Source organism: Marinomonas alcarazii (assembly GCF_003208215.1).
Lineage (GTDB): Bacteria > Pseudomonadota > Gammaproteobacteria > Pseudomonadales > Marinomonadaceae > Marinomonas > Marinomonas alcarazii.
Map to the genome: position 1 here is coordinate 126722 of NZ_QKLW01000009.1, position 16635 is coordinate 143356.

The following is a 16635-nucleotide window of genomic DNA, read 5'->3' on the forward strand; positions in this document are numbered from 1 at the left end:
AAGCTTTAATAAAAACGGCGAACCAATATTGGTTCGCCGTTTTGCTTTTAGGTCTCTTGAACCGAGAGCGAGAGTCGCTTACACAGAGAAAGGGTAGGCGATAGGCTCGTGGAATTGATAACCTTCGACTTCGAAGTCGTCCATGGTCACCCAAGTTTCTATATCTTTTAGAGACTTAATTTCTGGGTTGATTTTTAATGTTGGCAGAGGATAAGGCTCACGTTTTAGTTGTACGTCACGCATTAGTTCGAGCTGATCTTCATAGATGTGAGCGTTTACTATCTTGTGAAAGGCTTTGCCCGGTTTTTTGCCTGTAATTTGCGCAACGATGGCAAGCAATACGTACACCTGAACCATGTTGAAGTTAAGTCCAAGTGGCACATCACAGCTGCGTTGGGTGCTGTTCAAGTAAAGTGTATCGCCAAGCAGTGAAAAGTGATGGCTGTACATGCAAGGGCGAAGGCACGCCATGTGAAACGCACCAGGGTGATAAAATGTGAGGATTTCCCCACGGTTATCCACACCACGGCTTAGGTCATCAATAATTTGTTTTAATAAGTCGATATGACCGCCGTCTGGCTTAGGGAAGTTACGGCCAATGGCACCGTAACAAAGTCCCATATCGTCTTCGCCTTTACGGTAAGGGTTGTTTAACCACACTGCGTTTTCGTTGGCGTTGGCATCCCATGTTTTTGTTCCCAATGCTCGAAAATCGGCGGCGCTATCGTAACCTCTTAAATAACCGATAATTTCCGCAATGGCCGATTTCCAGTAGCTTTTGCGGGTGGTGACGAGAGGAAATTCGCCTTTGCTTACATCATAAGTAAGGTCGGCATTAATAACGGTCAGGCAGCGTTTGCCTGTTCGCTCGTTACTAACCCATTCACCTTCATTGATAATGCGATGGCAGAGGTCTAGATATTGTTTCATATAAATGCCTTGTCTGTTTTGCCTGATGACCTTCCCTATGCAGGTTAAGAAATGCAATCTGGTTCGTCATGGGTATAATAAATGCTATTGATTATATCAGAAGCCTTTGCTCTTGGATTGCCGGAGTAAAGAAGAGCTAAGATTTTTACGCAGGTTGTTTTATGTTGTCACTTATTGTTGCTATGTCTACGAACCGGACCATCGGTATTAATAACTCGCTGCCTTGGCATTTGCCGAACGACCTGAAATATTTCAAGCAGGCTACCATGGGCAAACCTATTGTTATGGGTCGTAAAACCTTTGAATCAATTGGTAAGCCATTGCCTGGCCGTCGTAATATTGTGATCAGCCGAGATCCTGCTTATCAAGCAGAAGGCATTGATGTGGTGACGACATTGGAAGATGCCATTTCACTTGGCGAAGATATTTGCTTGGTGAATGGACAAGAAGAAGTCATGGTGATTGGCGGTGCACAAATTTATCAACTGGCGCTTGAGCGCGCGGACCGTTTGTACATTACTCATGTCGATGCCGAAGTAAAAGGCGATGCTTTTTTCCCAGAGGTTGATTGGCCATCTTTTACTCTAATAGGAGAAGAAGCGTTCGCAGCGGAAGGGCCGAACCCTTATGACTATCGTTTTTCTGTTTATCAAAGAACCAGCGCAGAGTAATTCGTTATGTGGCAGCAAGTTGAAATTCAATTGCCAGCGATGCGTCGAGGCTTTCATTTGATTACCGATCAGGTAGAAGCGGCTTTGTCTAAACTATCACCAGTGTCGGTTGGTTTGTTGCATGTTCAGTTGCTGCACACTTCAGCGTCTTTGACGATCAATGAAAACGCCGACCCTTCGGTGCGCCGTGATATGGAGAAACACTTTTCTTATATGGTGCCAGAAGATCAGCCTTACTATGAGCATATCTATGAGGGAAGCGACGACATGCCTGCGCATATAAAAGCCAGCATGTTGGGGGCATCCTTGACCATTCCCATTCGGGATAAGAGGTTGTGCTTAGGTATTTGGCAAGGTGTTTATTTAGGCGAACACCGTGATCATGGTGGTTCAAGAAAACTTGTTTTAACCTTGCAAGGTGAGCCTTGTTAAAGAAGCTGAAAATGAAAACGCCGTATTTCCAATACGGCGTTTTTTTATGCTTCTAACTTTAGTTGACCACTATCTGTTTGCTGGTCGCTTGGCCGTTCTCGACAGCTTGGTTTGCGCTAAGGGCCAGCTCTTCAATGGTTTCGCCATCCTCTGGGAAAGCGGCAATACCAACACAGAAGTCCATTGGATCTGAATTGCCTTCGAATAATGCGGATTTTTCTTCTTCAGTTGGGTCAATCATGTTGTTAAGCAGACGTTTTGCATCACGAACACTGGTATTGGGCAATAATAGTAGCAATTTGTCGGGCTCTACTCTTGCCAACACATCGGCTTCGCGGATCTTTTTGTAGATATAGCGGGCCGAAGTTTGGATGGCAATATTACGTGCTTCCATCGGCAATTTGCTGAGGCGCTCGTTAGCATCAAGGTTGATTTTCGCCATGGTTAATGGTGTATATTGACGTTTTGCTAAGCCTAGCTGTTTTTTGAAATGCGTCAGTGCTGCGCCACGTGTTAATAACCCTGTTAATTCGTCAAAGGTTGCTTGATTACGTAGATGTTCTTCTAGCGCTTTCTGGTGGCTAATGTCGACCATAAAACCAATGATCTTTTTGATGCTACCATCTGGGCCTTTGGTATAGCTTCTGCCGCGCTCTTTTACCCAAAGGTAACGCTGATCACTCGTCAGAATACGATATTCTACCTCGTAATAATCTTGGTTTAGTGCCACATGCTCATTGACGACGGTCGCTAATCGTTTTACATCATCAGGGTGAACAAGAGCGTGCCATTCTGTTGTTGAGCGTGGCGTTTGCTCTAGAGGGTAGCCTAACAAGGTGGCAATGGATTTAGAGCAAGATACGAGATCCGATTCTGTTTCCCAGATCCACAACCCAGCTGAAGACTCCGTCAACGCGTATTTTAGTAAGGTATTTTCTGCAGCAGAAAGATCCATATGATCGGTATTGTAGATACAGACTAAGACTGATTCTCCAAGGTGCTGCATTTCAAGCTGCATATTGATGAGCTTATCACCAACGCGAATTAAGCTTTCACAGCGCTCGATGCTTCCACTTTTAATTTTGTTATTCAGGTTTTCCCAGTCTTCAGAAGACGCGGCATCTTCACACAGCTCCTGCCAATTACTGGCTGGTGTCGTGTTAAAATTTTCAAACAAAATTTCAAAATTGCGATTGTAAGACAGTAATTTGCCTGTGCTGCTTTCTATTATAAAAGCAGGCGTTGGCATGTATTTAAACGCGAGTTCGAAGGGGGTGTTCATGACGCGCTCCTATAAAATTGGGTTATTCTGGGGTGATCCAAGTAACTTGGAAGTCAGCCTCATTATCTTCTGCAAGCAGCTTACTCAAAACGGGTAAAAATTCCTTAGCCTCTTTTTCTAAAGTCCAAGGTGGATTGACAATGATCATGCCGCTGCCGGCCATGCCTCGTTCTTGTTCTGTGTTGCGAATACAAAGTTCAAGTAAAAGCACATTGCGGATATGAGTGGCTTTGACTGATTTTAGTAATTCGTTCGCCTGTTGGCGGTTTAGCACTGGGTACCAGATTGCATAAGTACCTTGAGGAAAGCGTTTGTATCCTTCTTCTAATGCTTGAACCACATATTGATAGTCTTTTTTTACTTCATAAGGTGGATCCATTAAAACGAAGCCACGTTTTTGTGGTGGCGGCAGCATCGCTTTTACCGCGGCAAATCCGTTGTCTTTCACTACATTGGCTTTACGTTTATTTGGAAAAAGCGCCGCTAAAAGTGGGTAATCGTTTGGGTGCAGCTCACATAAGTGTAGTTTGTCTTTTTGGCGAACGTAATAATCGACAATTTTGGGGCTGCCAGGGTAGTACTCCAGCGTGTCCGTTGGGTTCATGTCTCGGACGATATCCAACAGGCCTTCTAGAGGTTCGGGAAGATTCTCTTCTTTTAATAGTCGTGCAATACCTGAATGAAATTCTTTGTTTTTTTGTGCCTGTTCAGAGTTTAGCGAATATTGACCAATGCCAGCATGCGTATCTAAATAGAAAAAGGGCGCCTCTTTTTTTATAAGATGGCGACATATTTGACTAACCGTCAAATGTTTTAAAATATCAGCGTGGTTGCCTGCATGATAAATATGGCGATAGCTGAGCATGGTCTTTCCTGTAGTGAATTATTAAGTAGAGACTCTTGCCTAGACTTGGCTTCGTGCAAAGGTCTCAAGTTGTTTATAAAAAAGGCCGCAGCACCTATGTTAGGCAGAGCGGCCTTTTGCGTATTACTCTTTAGATATTAGTCGATTTGACTAATATCACGTACTGCCCCTTTGTCTGCACTGGTTGCAAAGTGAGCGTACACTTTTAGCGCTGGAGAAACTTTACGTGGACGTTCTTCAACAGGCTTCCAAGCGTTTGCGCCTTTTGCTTCCATGGCGGCACGACGGTGAGCTAACTCTTCGTCAGACAGTAAGACGTTGATGGAACGGTTTGGAATGTCGATCAAAATACGGTCGCCATTTTCAACCAAGCCGATTGCACCGCCGGCAGCCGCTTCTGGAGAAACGTGGCCGATAGACAAACCGGATGTACCACCAGAGAAACGTCCGTCCGTTAATAGTGCACAGGCTTTACCTAACCCTTTAGACTTAATATAAGATGTTGGGTAAAGCATTTCCTGCATACCAGGGCCACCTTTAGGTCCCTCGTAGCGAACAATGACAATATCACCCGCTTCTACTTTATCCTCAAGAATGTTTTTCACAGCTTCGTCTTGCGACTCAGTTACGTGAGCACGACCTTCAAATACAAGAATCGATTCGTCTACGCCTGCGCTTTTTACAACACAACCATCTGCAGCAATGTTGCCGTAAAGAACCGCTAAGCCACCTTCGAGGGAGAAAGCGTTTTCGATTGAACGAATACAGCCTTCTGCACGATCGCCATCTAGAGAAGGCCAGCGAGTAGATTGGCTAAATGCGGTTTGCGTTGGAATACCTGCAGGGCCTGCTTTGAAGAATTCGATAACCTCAGGAGTCGGTGAACGCATGATGTCCCAAGTATCTAGCGCTTCAAGCATAGTTTTGGAATGCACGGTATGACATTGATTATGTAAAATACCAGCGCGATCTAGTTCACCTAGCAAAGCAAAGATGCCACCGGCACGGTGTACATCTTCTACGTGGTATTTAGGTGAGTTTGGTGCAACTTTACAAAGTTGAGGTACTCTACGAGACAAGCGATCGATGTCTTCCATCGTAAATTCCACACCAGCTTCACGGGCAATCGCCAATAAATGCAGGATAGTGTTGGTTGATCCGCCCATTGCGATGTCTAGTGTCATAGCATTTTCAAACGCTTCGAAGCTTGCAATAGAGCGTGGTGCCCAGTTTGCTTCATCGTTTTCGTAGAAACGTTTAGTGATGTCTACAATACGACGACCGGCATCTAGAAATAAGCGGCGACGGTCAGAGTGAGTGGCTAATGTTGTGCCATTGCCTGGCAAGCTTAAACCAAGCGCTTCGGTTAGACAGTTCATTGAGTTTGCAGTGAACATGCCAGAGCAAGAGCCACAAGTAGGGCAAGCGGAGCGTTCGTATTCCGCTACTTTTTCATCGGTTGCCGTTGGGTCTGCAGCGATAACCATGGCATCAACTAAATCCAGTTTGTTTTCGGACAGCTTAGTTTTGCCCGCTTCCATTGGACCACCAGACACAAAAATCACTGGAATGTTGATGCGCATAGCCGCCATTAGCATTCCAGGTGTGATTTTGTCACAGTTTGAAATACAGACCATAGCGTCGGCACAATGGGCATTTACCATGTATTCAACAGAGTCTGCGATTAGGTCGCGAGATGGAAGACTGTAAAGCATGCCATCATGGCCCATGGCGATACCGTCGTCGACAGCGATGGTGTTGAATTCCTTCGCTACACCGCCAGCGGCTTCAATTTCACGAGCAACCAGTTGCCCCATGTCTTTAAGGTGGACATGCCCTGGTACAAATTGAGTGAAAGAGTTAACCACCGCAATGATTGGCTTTTGAAAATCATCGTCTGTCATTCCGGTTGCACGCCATAGCGCACGAGCTCCGGCCATATTACGGCCCGATGTAGTTGTTTTGGAGCGATATACTGGCATTGTTTTCCCCACAGGTTTTTTGCTTTATTTTGTTTTATATAGTTGTCTACATTTAATGGCTCCATGTTATCAAGAATATTGTCTATGCCCAATGGCAATTTTTAGGCAATATTGAGACACTGTACAAATCGTTCTGATACTTTTATTGAAATGGAAACAATATGGTTGAAAATTCACTATCAGCTTATTCAAATATCGCACTGGCGAGACAGCCAATTGTAGATAGCCGTCTTGCAGTAATGGGCTACGAGCTTTTTTATCGTAAGAATATGATGGCAGTGCAAGCTGATATTATGGATGAGGTTGGTGCGACTGCGCAGGTGATTTCAGCCGGCTTATTTGAGTTTGGTATGGAAAATTTGGTTGGCTCAAGTAAGGCTTTTGTTAATTTTTCAAGAGCGTATCTACTAAGCCCTAGCGGCATGCCAATCGACAAAGAAAATATTGTTATTGAAGTATCGGAAGACTCTGGTTTTGATGCGATATTGCTTGCCTCTTTACGCCGCTGGACGAATTCTGGCTGTATCATTGCGCTGGATGATTTTGTTTTTGATAGTAAATTAACGCCTTTTGTCGAATTGGCGGACTATATCAAGCTAGATATTTTAGCGCTTGGCCATGATGGCTTTCATCAACAGGTTGAGTTGTTGAAAGGGTTCAAAGCTCAAATTATTGCTGAAAAAGTCGAAACTTGGGAAGACTACCAGTTTTGTCGTTTGCTGGGAGTAGAGTTCTTCCAAGGTTATTTCTTTGAAAAGCCTGAACTGGTATCGAGCAAAGCATCAAAAGTAAACAGTATGACGTTACTTCAATTAATGTCTTCGCTGTTGAACCCATCAACGCTTAGCATTGATGACCTAGACAGAATTGTTAGTCAAGATGCTGGCTTGGTTCATAAATTATTACGTTATCTAAATTCCCCTTCTACGGGTCTTATTGCTTCAGTTGACTCTGTGCGATTGGCCATCATGTTGATTGGCGCTGAAAAACTGAAATCATTGACAAACCTGTTGTTGATGTCAGAAATGGTTGGTGAACGTCATGTGTTGTTAGAGCAAATCATGATTCGAGCGAAACATGCGGAGCTATTTGCTCAAAGCCGTGGCTACAACAATCAGGACAAGTATTTTCTTGCTGGAATGTTGTCGATGATCGATGTTTGTACTGGTATGAAGCTGGATGAAGTGCTTGGTGAACTGCCTTTACCTAGTGAGTTTATTAACGCTATTGTTCATCGCTCTGGAAGAGTAGGAAATGCGTTGGATCTTGTAGAAAGCTACAGTAATGGGCATACCATCAAGGATGTTCAGGATTTTGAGGATCTAAAAACCACCTACTTGGAAGCCGTAAAATGGGCTGATGAGTTTCTTGTTGCTATCTGACCTTGCTGCATTTTTTGTCAGAAAAAGGTTGGTTTGTAGTCTTTTTCTGACATACCTGTAAGCCTTTCCCGTTTGTTGTGTGGCTAAAGGAGAAATTTCTTTGTAGTTTTTTGTTATCTACTTGATTTACAAAAGAAAAAATCCGTTTTTTCTTATCGTGCCGAAATTTGATTAATGCTCAAAAGCTGGTAAATTGTTCATCAACCAAACGGAGTTCATGGATGAGAAGCGCTGTAAGCGTTTAATTGGTCACCAAAGATGGTGTGAGGATTGAACTAGGATGTTCAGAACGATGGATTGTTCATATGGATGTTATGGTTTGATGGATTACACCATGCAATAAGGACAGTTTGGACGCTTCAGGATGGAGCAAACAGTGATGTTTTACTCAATGGAAGAGTCGCTTAACGGATGTAAGCAGAAAGTAGGGGTGCCTTTGGTGCCCTTTTTTTTGGCTTAAAATATGTCACGATTTCATTGTTGATAACGTTGAGCATAAAAAAAGCGACTATCGAGTCGCTTTTTTATTTTGAGCTTTTAAGCAGTGCTAAATTAGCGTTCTAGATGCTCTAATTTATCTTCAACGCCGTCCCATTGTGCCGCGTCAGGAAGCGCGTCTTTTTTCTCTGCAATGTTTGGCCAGATCAAAGACAGGTCACGGTTTAATTCAACGAATACTTCTTGGTCTTCAGGCAATTCGTCTTCAGAGAAGATGGCATTGGCTGGACATTCAGGCTCACACAATGCGCAGTCGATACACTCGTCAGGATTGATTGCTAAAAAGTTAGGGCCTTCGTAGAAGCAGTCCACAGGACAAACTTCAACACAGTCAGTGTATTTGCAGCGAATGCAGTTATCGGTAACGATGAAAGCCATTCGACTTCTCCTTACAAGCTATAAAAATGATTGCGCACTATTTTAGAGGTATAGGCTATTTCGCGGCAAGCGACAATCGTAAATAGTCTACATTTATCTGCTATTAGCTTATATCGACAGTCGCTTATTACGACAACTGAGATTTCAGCTTATACAGAGCATTAATAGCCTCTAACGGCGTCATATTGTCTAAATCTAGTTCTTCAAGCGTATTTTTCAAGACATTCTGCTCGGCCTGGGCAAACATATCGACTTGCAGAGGTTGGTAGTCTTTGTTGTTTTCCTCAATAGTGCGTTGTTTGGTTTTCGCTTTCGTTGAGGGGGCGTTTGCTGGCGTTTCTATAGAATGACTATCAAGGTCTATGCCCGTTACGACTTCAAGCTCTTTTAACTTTTGTTTGGCATGTCCAATAACCCCACGAGGAACGCCTGCCAATTGCGCAACTTGTAAACCGTATGATTGGCTTGCTGGGCCTTCATGAACTTTATGCAAAAAAACGATCTCGTCTTCGTATTCTGTTGCAGTTAAATGAACGTTGGCGGCGTTGTCTAATTGATCCGCTAGTGTCGTAAGTTCAAAGTAATGGGTAGCGAACAGGACATAACATTTTAGCTCTTTGGCTAAGTAGTCGACAGCCGCCCAAGCGAGTGATAAGCCGTCGAAAGTGCTGGTCCCGCGTCCAACTTCATCCATTAGTACCAAGCTGTTTTTGCTGGCATTATTTAATATATTTGCTGTTTCTGTCATTTCTACCATGAAGGTTGATCGACCGCCTGCAAGGTCATCCGATGAACCCATGCGCGTAAATATTCGATCAACAATTGAGATAGATGCCGATTCAGCAGGCACAAAACAACCTGTGTGTGCTAGCAAAGTGATTAGAGCGATTTGACGCATATAGGTGGATTTACCACCCATATTCGGACCGGTAATCATCAGTAATGAACGTTTGTCATTCAAATCAAGGTCGTTTGGCACGAAGGGCTCTGAAATCACTGATTCCACAACAGGGTGGCGACCACCGATAATCTGAATGCCGCCGCGATTGTGTAATTCCGGGCAGTTAAAATTAAGTGTGTTCGCGCGTTCGGCGAAGTTGTTTAATACATCTAACTGCGCCAGAGCTTGGCTGGTGGTTTGCAATTCGCCTAGTACTTCATTTAGTTGATCGAGCAGCGCTTCATAAAGTTCTTTTTCACGAGCAAGAGATTTGGATTTCGCACTGAGTGCTTTATCTTCGAAGGCTTTTAGTTCAGGGGTAATAAAGCGTTCGGCATTTTTCAGTGTTTGGCGACGAATGTATTCTACTGGTGCTTGATCGGAATGCAGACGACTAATCTCGATGTAATAGCCGTGAACGCGGTTAAAACCAACTTTTAGTGAACTGATCCCTGTGCGAGCCTTTTCTGTACGCTCCATTTCTGCAAGAAAGTCTGTGGCATTGGTCGATAAGGCTAACAGCTCATCTAATTCTTCATCGTAGCCTTGGGCAAAGACACCGCCATCACGAACCACAGAAGGTGGGTTTTCAACCAGAGCTTTTGCCAATGTTTCTGTAATGGCTGGCTGGGCGATAATGCGTTGGCTCAGTTCCGTAAGGCGTTGTGATTGGACGCTTGCGAGTAGTTGAGTAATTTCTGGCGCAGCTTCAAGAGCAAACCTTAGGCGTAATAAGTCTCTAGGACGTGCAGAGCGTAAAGCAACACGGGATAAGATACGCTCTAAATCACCCACTTTTTTTAGTGGCGCTTCAAAAGTGTCGTAAGTCAGGTTGTTTTTTAATTCGGAGACAACTTGCTGGCGAGCCTGAATTTCATTCAAATCACGAATTGGCGTGTGTAACCAGCGTTTTAATAAACGACTGCCCATTGGTGTTGAGCATTTGTCTAATACTTCCACAACTGTATTGCTTGTGCCGCCAGTTAGATTTATATCAATTTCTAAGTTGCGTCGAGTTGCGCCATCAATTAAAACGGAATCGTCTTTGTGTTCAACCATGATGGATTGAATGTGTGGCAAAGCTGAGCGTTGTGTGTCTTTGGCGTATTGAAGTAGAGCGCCAGCAGAAGAAATGGCTGCGGTGAGTGCCTCACAGCCAAACCCCGATAAATCTTTGGTGTTGAATTGTTGGATTAACTGGCGATAGCTTGACTCATAATCGAAATGCCAAGGGCCAAGTTCTGCAATGCCTTTTTCTAGTTTGAGCGTGTCGCGCGCTGGGAAATCTTCGGAGATCAAAATCTCTCTTGGAGATAGGCGTTGTAATTCGCTAGAAAGCGCTTCATGGCCATCCACTTCGAATAAACAAAAACGGCCGCTGGCCATGTCCAAATAAGAAAATCCAAAAACATCGAGACCTTTTCGAGATTGATGGGCGAGTGACAGCAAAAGGTTCTCGCGCTTTTCTTCTAAGAAGGCTTCATCACTGATTGTACCTGGCGTGACAATACGAGCAATTTGTCTTTCAACAGGACCTTTGCTGGTGGCGGGGTCGCCAGTTTGTTCGGCAACCACAACGGATTCACCCATACGCACCAAGCGTGCAATGTAGTTTTCAGCGGCGTGGAATGGGATGCCTGCCATTGGAATCGGCATGCCGCCGGAGTGACCACGAGCGGTAAGTGTAATATCCAGTAGCTGGGAAGCGCGCTTGGCGTCGTCGTAAAAGAGCTCGTAGAAATCTCCCATGCGATAAAATAGCAGTTGGTTTGGGTGCTGTGATTTTAGGCCGAAGTACTGGCGCATCATTGGCGTGTGATTGTCTGCTGTTGTTTTACTCATTCGGGAAGCTCGATTGTGATCCAAAAAATAGAGGGGTATTCTACGGGATATTTTCCTAGGATTTAAGGGATTAAGGTAATGAATCAAATGCAAGAAATGACACGGGCAGCAGAAGAGGCTGGCCATGTATTGTTAGAGAAAGGTTGCATGCTTGTTACCGCTGAATCTTGTACTGGTGGATTGATTGGTGCGGTGTGTACGCAAGTACCTGGTAGTTCGTCATGGTTTTTTGGTGGTGTGATCAGTTACGCCAATGAAGCGAAAATGCAAGGCTTGTCTGTAGCAGAAGAAACCTTATTAACCTTTGGCGCTGTATCAGAGCAAACCGTAAGAGAAATGTGTGCTGGTGCTTTGCAGCTTGGCGGAAATATTTCTGTTGCTGTTAGTGGTGTGGCAGGCCCTGGAGGCGGTTCGGAAGAAAAGCCAGTTGGCTGTGTTTATATCGGCTGGCAATTGCTCGGACAGGAAGCCAAAGTCGAGCGCTTTCAGTTTTCTGGGGATCGTCAGGCGGTAAGAGAAGCAACGGTTTTTGCGGCGCTTCGTGGTGTAAAAGCGGTGCTTAATGACGCACTTAAATAATACTGTTTTTATATACAGTATTTCTTGAGATTCCCTAAAAAAAGCGATAGAGTTACCCTCAACGACAATTAATCACAACGAACAGTAGTTACAAGGAATTCATTATGTCATCTATTGCAGACAACAAGAAAAAAGCGCTGGACGCGGCGCTGTCTCAAATTGAGCGTCAATTTGGTAAAGGTGCCATCATGAAGATGGGTGAAGGTGCCAAGCTTGATATTGATACTGTTTCTACTGGGTCGTTAGGCTTAGATATTGCGTTAGGTGCTGGTGGACTTCCTTATGGCCGTATTTGCGAAATTTACGGGCCTGAGTCTTCAGGTAAAACAACCTTAACGCTAAGTGTGATTGCTGAAGCGCAAAAACAAGGTAAAACGTGTGCCTTTATCGATGCTGAGCATGCGCTTGATCCTTCTTATGCTGAAAAGCTGGGCGTTAACATTGAAGATCTTTTAATCTCTCAACCAGATACTGGTGAGCAGGCGCTTGAAATTGTCGATATGTTGGTGCGCTCTAACAGTGTAGATGTGGTAATTGTCGACTCGGTAGCGGCTTTGGTTCCTAAGTCTGAAATTGAAGGCGAAATGGGGAGCTCTTCTGTTGGTGTTCAAGCGCGCTTGCTTTCTCAAGCAATGCGTAAATTGACAGGCTCTATTAAGAACGCTAACTGTTTGGTTGTATTTATTAACCAGATTCGTATGAAAATTGGTGTGATGTTTGGTTCGCCAGAAACGACAACCGGTGGTAATGCGCTTAAGTTCTACTCTTCTGTTCGCTTGGATATCCGTCGAATCGGCTCTGTGAAGCAAGGCGATGAAGTAATCGGTAACGAAACTCGCGTTAAAGTAGTGAAAAACAAAATTGCGCCGCCATTCAAACAAACTGAATTCCAAATCATGTACGGTGCTGGTATCTACCGCATGGGCGAAGTGATTGATTTGGGTGTTAAGCAAGGCTTTGTTGATAAAGCTGGTGCTTGGTACGCTTATAACGGTAACAAGATTGGTCAAGGTAAGGCTAATGCCGCGCAATACTTGGCGGATAACCCTGAAATTGCACAAGAAATTGAAGCGAAAATTCGTGAAGATTTATTGCCTAAAAAAGCAGATGCAAAGGCAAATGTTGCTGCAAAAGAGACAGAGGAAGAAGTTGAACAATTAGACTTTTAATTGTTTTTCGGTTGCTATATTGAGAAAGCAGGCTTCGGCCTGCTTTTTTTTGTTTTTGTGGGAAGTGCTTTAAAAAAGATAGGTCTTATGGTTTCTTTGAGTCTAACCTTTGAAGATATTTCTCTTAATGATTAAAGAGGCTGTTGTTATGCAAATCTGGCATTGGGCATTAGTCGCATCAAGCGTGGTGTTATTGATCGTCCTGTTATTTGTTGCCCACCGTTATTTAGCTTTGAAGAAAGCATTGGCAGGCTCTGACGAGGCGTTGAGTGGTTCCGCTCATCCCCTAGGTGAGGACTTTGTTTCCGCGGATAAAAAAGCGCAATGGTTAGCACTTTTGAAACAGCAGCGGAATATTTGTAAGGACTTGCTAGAAAAGTCGCCAAAAGTGGACTCGCAAGGACGATCAGCGTTGTCTTGCTGGGCGATTTTTTTAGATGTTGAGATGCACGTTATTGAGCGTTCTGTACCTAATGAAAAAATAGTTATGTTATTGGGGGTGTTTAAAGGTCTGTTAGATCGAGTAGATCAGGCTCAAGAAATCGATGCTCTCCTTAAGTCCCTTAAAGTAAATCAATCTTTGTTGTATGAACTAAATAAAGTCATTCAAAAGGCGGGAGACAAGGTTTTTGCTCAGGATAATATTACAGCCGATTTGAATAATCAGCTTACTAAATTACAAGCAGAGTTGTCGGTTGAATCCGACCTAGACGATGCGCTCGCTGCTTTGCGAGCAGAAATGGCCAGTATGCATGAGTTTTCTGAAAGATTGGCTGTTCATATGGAAGAACTGAAAGATATTGAAGAGCATGAAGCCTATGTTGCTGCGTTGGAAGGTTTTATCAATGATGTTAGTGAGGCTGTTTTTTTAGATCCAATGAAAACAGAGCTAGATGATAAGGTTGCGGATCTTAAGGCATTAGCGGCTTATCAGAAGAATATAATTGAAGAGTTAAAAGAAGGCGTTCATAAGGTTAAAACGGATAACGAGGGGGAAGGGAAGTATTTAAGTGCGTATGACGTATCTATTGTAAGGCTAGAAAAGTCATTGCTTGAAAGTGGCCGAGTTGTTAAGAGTTTAGAGGCTAAGTTATTGAGTTTACAGACAATCCAATACAACTTAAACATAGATGCGGCTAAGCGTGATGAGGCCTTGAAGAAGGCAACTGCCTTGCTGAGCCAGAAAAAACAGTCGAGTTCTGGGGCAATGGATATATATGGTGTTATGGAGGAAGAACGTAGCACTATGAAAAATATAGAGGATTTGCTTTATCAGGGCTCGTTTACAGAGCAGTCCGATGCCTATGTCAGTGAGCAGTCCATGAAATTGAATTCGCTACGCCAGATGGTCGATGAATCTGAATTGTATGTAGAAATGCTTGAGCGAGATTTAGAAGACGCAAGGGTGTTGCATGAAACGCTCATGAATAGAAAACTTTACCCAGAGGATTATATAGATTCAGCGCATGGTGACGAGGATTTGTTGAATAACCAAGATTTAGAAGAGATCGAGAACCTCCAAGAGATTAACAACGAACTGGAAGAAGAGAAAAGGCGTCTGGAGGCTGAAATATACGATGGTCAGGAGCTGTCTGATGAGGCCGTGAAATTACAGAAAAAAATTACGGAGTTAGATGCAAAGATTGAAGCCATTCAAGAAAAATATGTTGAAATGGAGGAGCGCTATTTGGCGGCCTTGATGGCAAAAGAACATAAACTGTAAGTGAGCTTAGGTTCATATATCGAGGTTTGATTTTCTTGCATTAGTCGTCTTCGTTTGACGATGTTGCGTATTTTATTTGCTCGAAGTCAAACCCTCGGTATTGCAAGTAGCGAGATTGTTTGGCCCTTTCTTTATAATCTGTGCAAAACTCTTTTCCAAATCGTCTTTCTTTTAGTTGTCTTGCTAACTCAAACCAATCGGCATTTGCGTTTGAAATGGCTTCTTTTGCCAATTCACTACGGATGCCTTTTTGTATCAACTCTTGTTGTATTCGGCTTGCGCCAAGAGGTTTGCTTAGTCGGCTTCTAACAAAAATCTCTGCAAAACGCTCGTCATTAAGATAGTTCATTTCTTCAAGACGCTCGATGGTAGCAGTAATTTCCTCTTCCTCATGTCCTCTGGTTTTTAATTTTGTTGCAAGCTCTTTTGTGCTGTGTTCTCTGTGGCTTAGCAGTGACAAGGCTTGGTCAAATATAGATGTTTGCTGTTCTTTCATGTCTGTGTCCCTGCTTGCTTTGATTGAACGGCTATTTTATCAGTTGAATAAAGGTTTTACATTTCGTTTCTAATAAACTTTAAAATGGATGTTTTAAAGTTTATTGTTCTTTTAAATATCATAAAATAAGATGATAAAACTGGATTTGTTGTGTGATTATAGATGATATGACTTTATTTGTTTTTTGAGGTTTTCTATGCGTGTTTGCGTGCTGGGTGCGGGTGTTGTTGGTTTAACGTCAGCGTATTATTTGGCGAAAAAAGGGTATGAAGTGACAGTGATTGACCGTCAAGAGGGGGTTGCACTTGAAACAAGCTTTGCTAATGCTGGTCAAATTTCTCCTGGTTATTCAGCACCTTGGGCGGCACCGGGGATTCCTCTTAAGGCGATTAAGTGGCTGATGCAAAAGCATGCGCCTTTAAAGGTTAGTGCTGATCCAGAGTTCAAAAAAATAGCTTGGATGGGCAAGATGTTGGCTAATTGCACGGAAAAGGCTTATGACGTTAATAAGTCTCGTATGGTGGCGTTAGCTGAATACAGTCGTGATCAATTTATCGCTATGCGTAAAGAGATCGGCATTAAGTATGATGATGGCCAAGGCGGACTGACGCAGCTATTCCGTAAAGACGAGCAGGTTGAGGCATCCGAAAAAGACATCAAGGTATTAAAGGCCCTAAATGTTCCCCATCAAGTTTTAACACCGGCACAAATTTTAGACGTTGAGCCAGGCCTGGCGCCTGTAATTGATAAGTTTAAGGGTGGGCTTCGTTTAGTCGGAGACGAAACGGGAGATTGTTTTGTTTTTTGTCAGGAGCTGAAAAAACACTGTGATGAATTAGGTGTTACGTTTAAATTTGGTGTGTCGATTGAGCGCTTGGTCGTAGAAAGTGGTAAAATTCGCGCCGTAAAAACCGATCAGGGTGATTTTGAGTTTAATCATGTTTTGGTTTCCATGGGAAGCTACTCAAAAGAATTGCTTTCAGATATTGATATTTCTATTCCGGTTTATCCAGTGAAAGGCTATTCCTTAACTGTGCCGATCACAGACTCAAAGTTCGCCCCTGTTTCAACGGTAATGGATGAAACCTATAAAGTCGCAGTGACTCGATTAGGTAGTCGTATTCGTGCAGCAGGAACAGCGGAATTAAACGGATATAATCTTGATTTACCAAAAGTTCGCACTGAGACCATTACTCATGTTGTGCACGATTTGTTTGATCAGGGCTGTGACCTATCGGAAGCAGATTATTGGACAGGGCTTCGTCCAATGACACCTGATGGCACGCCAGTTGTTGGTCGCACACACATTGATGGTTTGTATTTGAATACAGGGCACGGAACATTGGGTTGGACTATGTGTTGTGGCTCTGCCGCTGTCATTGCGGATATTATGTCAGGCGATAAAACTGAGATCGATTCTCAAGATCTTTCTGTACAACGTTATAAGTAAGAAAACGTTTTAAAAA

At 43.5% G+C, this 16635-nt stretch carries 14 protein-coding genes; 7 read left to right on the forward strand and 7 right to left on the reverse strand.

The genetic code is table 11. The features are described 5' to 3' along the window. Positions 1-78 precede the first annotated feature (78 nt). A complete protein-coding gene (locus DFP75_RS15665; protein WP_110576992.1) occupies positions 79-930 on the reverse strand; it encodes a thymidylate synthase in 852 nt (283 codons plus the stop codon). A gap of 161 nt (positions 931-1091) precedes the next feature. Here DFP75_RS15665 and folA point away from each other — a divergent pair, with 161 nt between their 5' ends. Both folA and DFP75_RS15675 read left to right on the forward strand, forming a co-directional pair. Continuing rightward, complete coding sequence (folA, locus tag DFP75_RS15670; RefSeq protein ID WP_100187632.1) at positions 1092-1601, forward strand: type 3 dihydrofolate reductase; 510 nt, start codon at positions 1092-1094, stop codon at positions 1599-1601. 6 nt (positions 1602-1607) lie between these two features. After that, positions 1608-2033: a secondary thiamine-phosphate synthase enzyme YjbQ gene (locus DFP75_RS15675; RefSeq protein ID WP_110576993.1), complete on the forward strand. Its 426-nt coding sequence runs from the start codon at positions 1608-1610 to the stop codon at positions 2031-2033. Between the two features lie 58 nt (positions 2034-2091). Here DFP75_RS15675 and DFP75_RS15680 read toward each other — a convergent pair whose 3' ends face one another. From DFP75_RS15680 to ilvD, 3 genes are all read right to left on the reverse strand, one after another. After that, positions 2092-3315: a PAS domain-containing protein gene (locus DFP75_RS15680; RefSeq protein WP_110576994.1), complete on the reverse strand. Its 1224-nt coding sequence runs from the start codon at positions 3313-3315 to the stop codon at positions 2092-2094. 22 nt (positions 3316-3337) lie between these two features. Further along, a complete protein-coding gene (locus DFP75_RS15685) occupies positions 3338-4180 on the reverse strand; it encodes a 23S rRNA (adenine(2030)-N(6))-methyltransferase RlmJ (RefSeq protein ID WP_110576995.1) in 843 nt (280 codons plus the stop codon). Between the two features lie 137 nt (positions 4181-4317). Beyond that, complete coding sequence (gene ilvD, locus DFP75_RS15690) at positions 4318-6162, reverse strand: dihydroxy-acid dehydratase (RefSeq protein WP_110576996.1); 1845 nt, start codon at positions 6160-6162, stop codon at positions 4318-4320. Between the two features lie 161 nt (positions 6163-6323). Here ilvD and DFP75_RS15695 point away from each other — a divergent pair, with 161 nt between their 5' ends. Beyond that, the gene (locus DFP75_RS15695) at positions 6324-7544 is read left to right on the forward strand and encodes an EAL and HDOD domain-containing protein (RefSeq protein WP_110576997.1); all 1221 of its coding nucleotides are present in this window, start codon (positions 6324-6326) and stop codon (positions 7542-7544) included. A 552-nt stretch (positions 7545-8096) separates the two neighbouring features. On the opposite strand, the gene fdxA is transcribed toward DFP75_RS15695, so the two are convergent. Together fdxA and mutS are read right to left on the reverse strand one after the other, a co-directional pair. Further along, positions 8097-8420 (reverse strand): ferredoxin FdxA, encoded by a 324-nt coding sequence (gene fdxA, locus DFP75_RS15700; RefSeq protein ID WP_012071401.1) that lies wholly within the window; start codon positions 8418-8420, stop codon positions 8097-8099. 127 nt (positions 8421-8547) lie between these two features. Continuing rightward, a complete protein-coding gene (gene mutS / locus DFP75_RS15705) occupies positions 8548-11202 on the reverse strand; it encodes a DNA mismatch repair protein MutS (protein ID WP_110576998.1) in 2655 nt (884 codons plus the stop codon). 78 nt (positions 11203-11280) lie between these two features. Here mutS and DFP75_RS15710 point away from each other — a divergent pair, with 78 nt between their 5' ends. The 3 genes from DFP75_RS15710 to DFP75_RS15720 all read left to right on the forward strand — a co-directional run bounded on the left by DFP75_RS15710 (position 11281) and on the right by DFP75_RS15720 (position 14673). Next, on the forward strand, positions 11281-11781 hold the full coding sequence (locus tag DFP75_RS15710; protein ID WP_110576999.1) for a CinA family protein: 501 nt from the start codon (positions 11281-11283) through the stop codon (positions 11779-11781). A 104-nt stretch (positions 11782-11885) separates the two neighbouring features. Then, positions 11886-12950, forward strand: coding sequence for a recombinase RecA (gene recA / locus DFP75_RS15715; RefSeq protein WP_220032647.1), 1065 nt, complete (start codon positions 11886-11888; stop codon positions 12948-12950). A gap of 148 nt (positions 12951-13098) precedes the next feature. Continuing rightward, positions 13099-14673, forward strand: coding sequence for a coiled-coil domain-containing protein (locus DFP75_RS15720; RefSeq protein WP_110577016.1), 1575 nt, complete (start codon positions 13099-13101; stop codon positions 14671-14673). 40 nt (positions 14674-14713) lie between these two features. Here DFP75_RS15720 and DFP75_RS15725 read toward each other — a convergent pair whose 3' ends face one another. After that, the gene (locus DFP75_RS15725) at positions 14714-15169 is read right to left on the reverse strand and encodes a regulatory protein RecX (protein ID WP_110577000.1); all 456 of its coding nucleotides are present in this window, start codon (positions 15167-15169) and stop codon (positions 14714-14716) included. A 196-nt stretch (positions 15170-15365) separates the two neighbouring features. Here DFP75_RS15725 and DFP75_RS15730 point away from each other — a divergent pair, with 196 nt between their 5' ends. Beyond that, positions 15366-16619, forward strand: a complete 1254-nt coding sequence (locus DFP75_RS15730) for a D-amino acid dehydrogenase (RefSeq protein ID WP_110577001.1) — start codon at positions 15366-15368, stop codon at positions 16617-16619. Positions 16620-16635: the final 16 nt, after the last annotated feature.

Bases quoted from the DNA above. Each gene is read 5' to 3' on its own strand.
- DFP75_RS15665 (WP_110576992.1), bottom strand. From the start codon at position 930: ATGAAACAATATCTAGACCTCTGCCATCGCATTATCAATGAAGGTGAA.
- folA (WP_100187632.1), top strand. From the start codon at position 1,092: ATGTTGTCACTTATTGTTGCTATGTCTACGAACCGGACCATCGGTATT.
- DFP75_RS15675 (WP_110576993.1), top strand. From the start codon at position 1,608: ATGTGGCAGCAAGTTGAAATTCAATTGCCAGCGATGCGTCGAGGCTTT.
- DFP75_RS15680 (WP_110576994.1), bottom strand. From the start codon at position 3,315: ATGAACACCCCCTTCGAACTCGCGTTTAAATACATGCCAACGCCTGCT.
- DFP75_RS15685 (WP_110576995.1), bottom strand. From the start codon at position 4,180: ATGCTCAGCTATCGCCATATTTATCATGCAGGCAACCACGCTGATATT.
- ilvD (WP_110576996.1), bottom strand. From the start codon at position 6,162: ATGCCAGTATATCGCTCCAAAACAACTACATCGGGCCGTAATATGGCC.
- DFP75_RS15695 (WP_110576997.1), top strand. From the start codon at position 6,324: ATGGTTGAAAATTCACTATCAGCTTATTCAAATATCGCACTGGCGAGA.
- fdxA (WP_012071401.1), bottom strand. From the start codon at position 8,420: ATGGCTTTCATCGTTACCGATAACTGCATTCGCTGCAAATACACTGAC.
- mutS (WP_110576998.1), bottom strand. From the start codon at position 11,202: ATGAGTAAAACAACAGCAGACAATCACACGCCAATGATGCGCCAGTAC.
- DFP75_RS15710 (WP_110576999.1), top strand. From the start codon at position 11,281: ATGAATCAAATGCAAGAAATGACACGGGCAGCAGAAGAGGCTGGCCAT.
- recA (WP_220032647.1), top strand. From the start codon at position 11,886: ATGTCATCTATTGCAGACAACAAGAAAAAAGCGCTGGACGCGGCGCTG.
- DFP75_RS15720 (WP_110577016.1), top strand. From the start codon at position 13,099: ATGCAAATCTGGCATTGGGCATTAGTCGCATCAAGCGTGGTGTTATTG.
- DFP75_RS15725 (WP_110577000.1), bottom strand. From the start codon at position 15,169: ATGAAAGAACAGCAAACATCTATATTTGACCAAGCCTTGTCACTGCTA.
- DFP75_RS15730 (WP_110577001.1), top strand. From the start codon at position 15,366: ATGCGTGTTTGCGTGCTGGGTGCGGGTGTTGTTGGTTTAACGTCAGCG.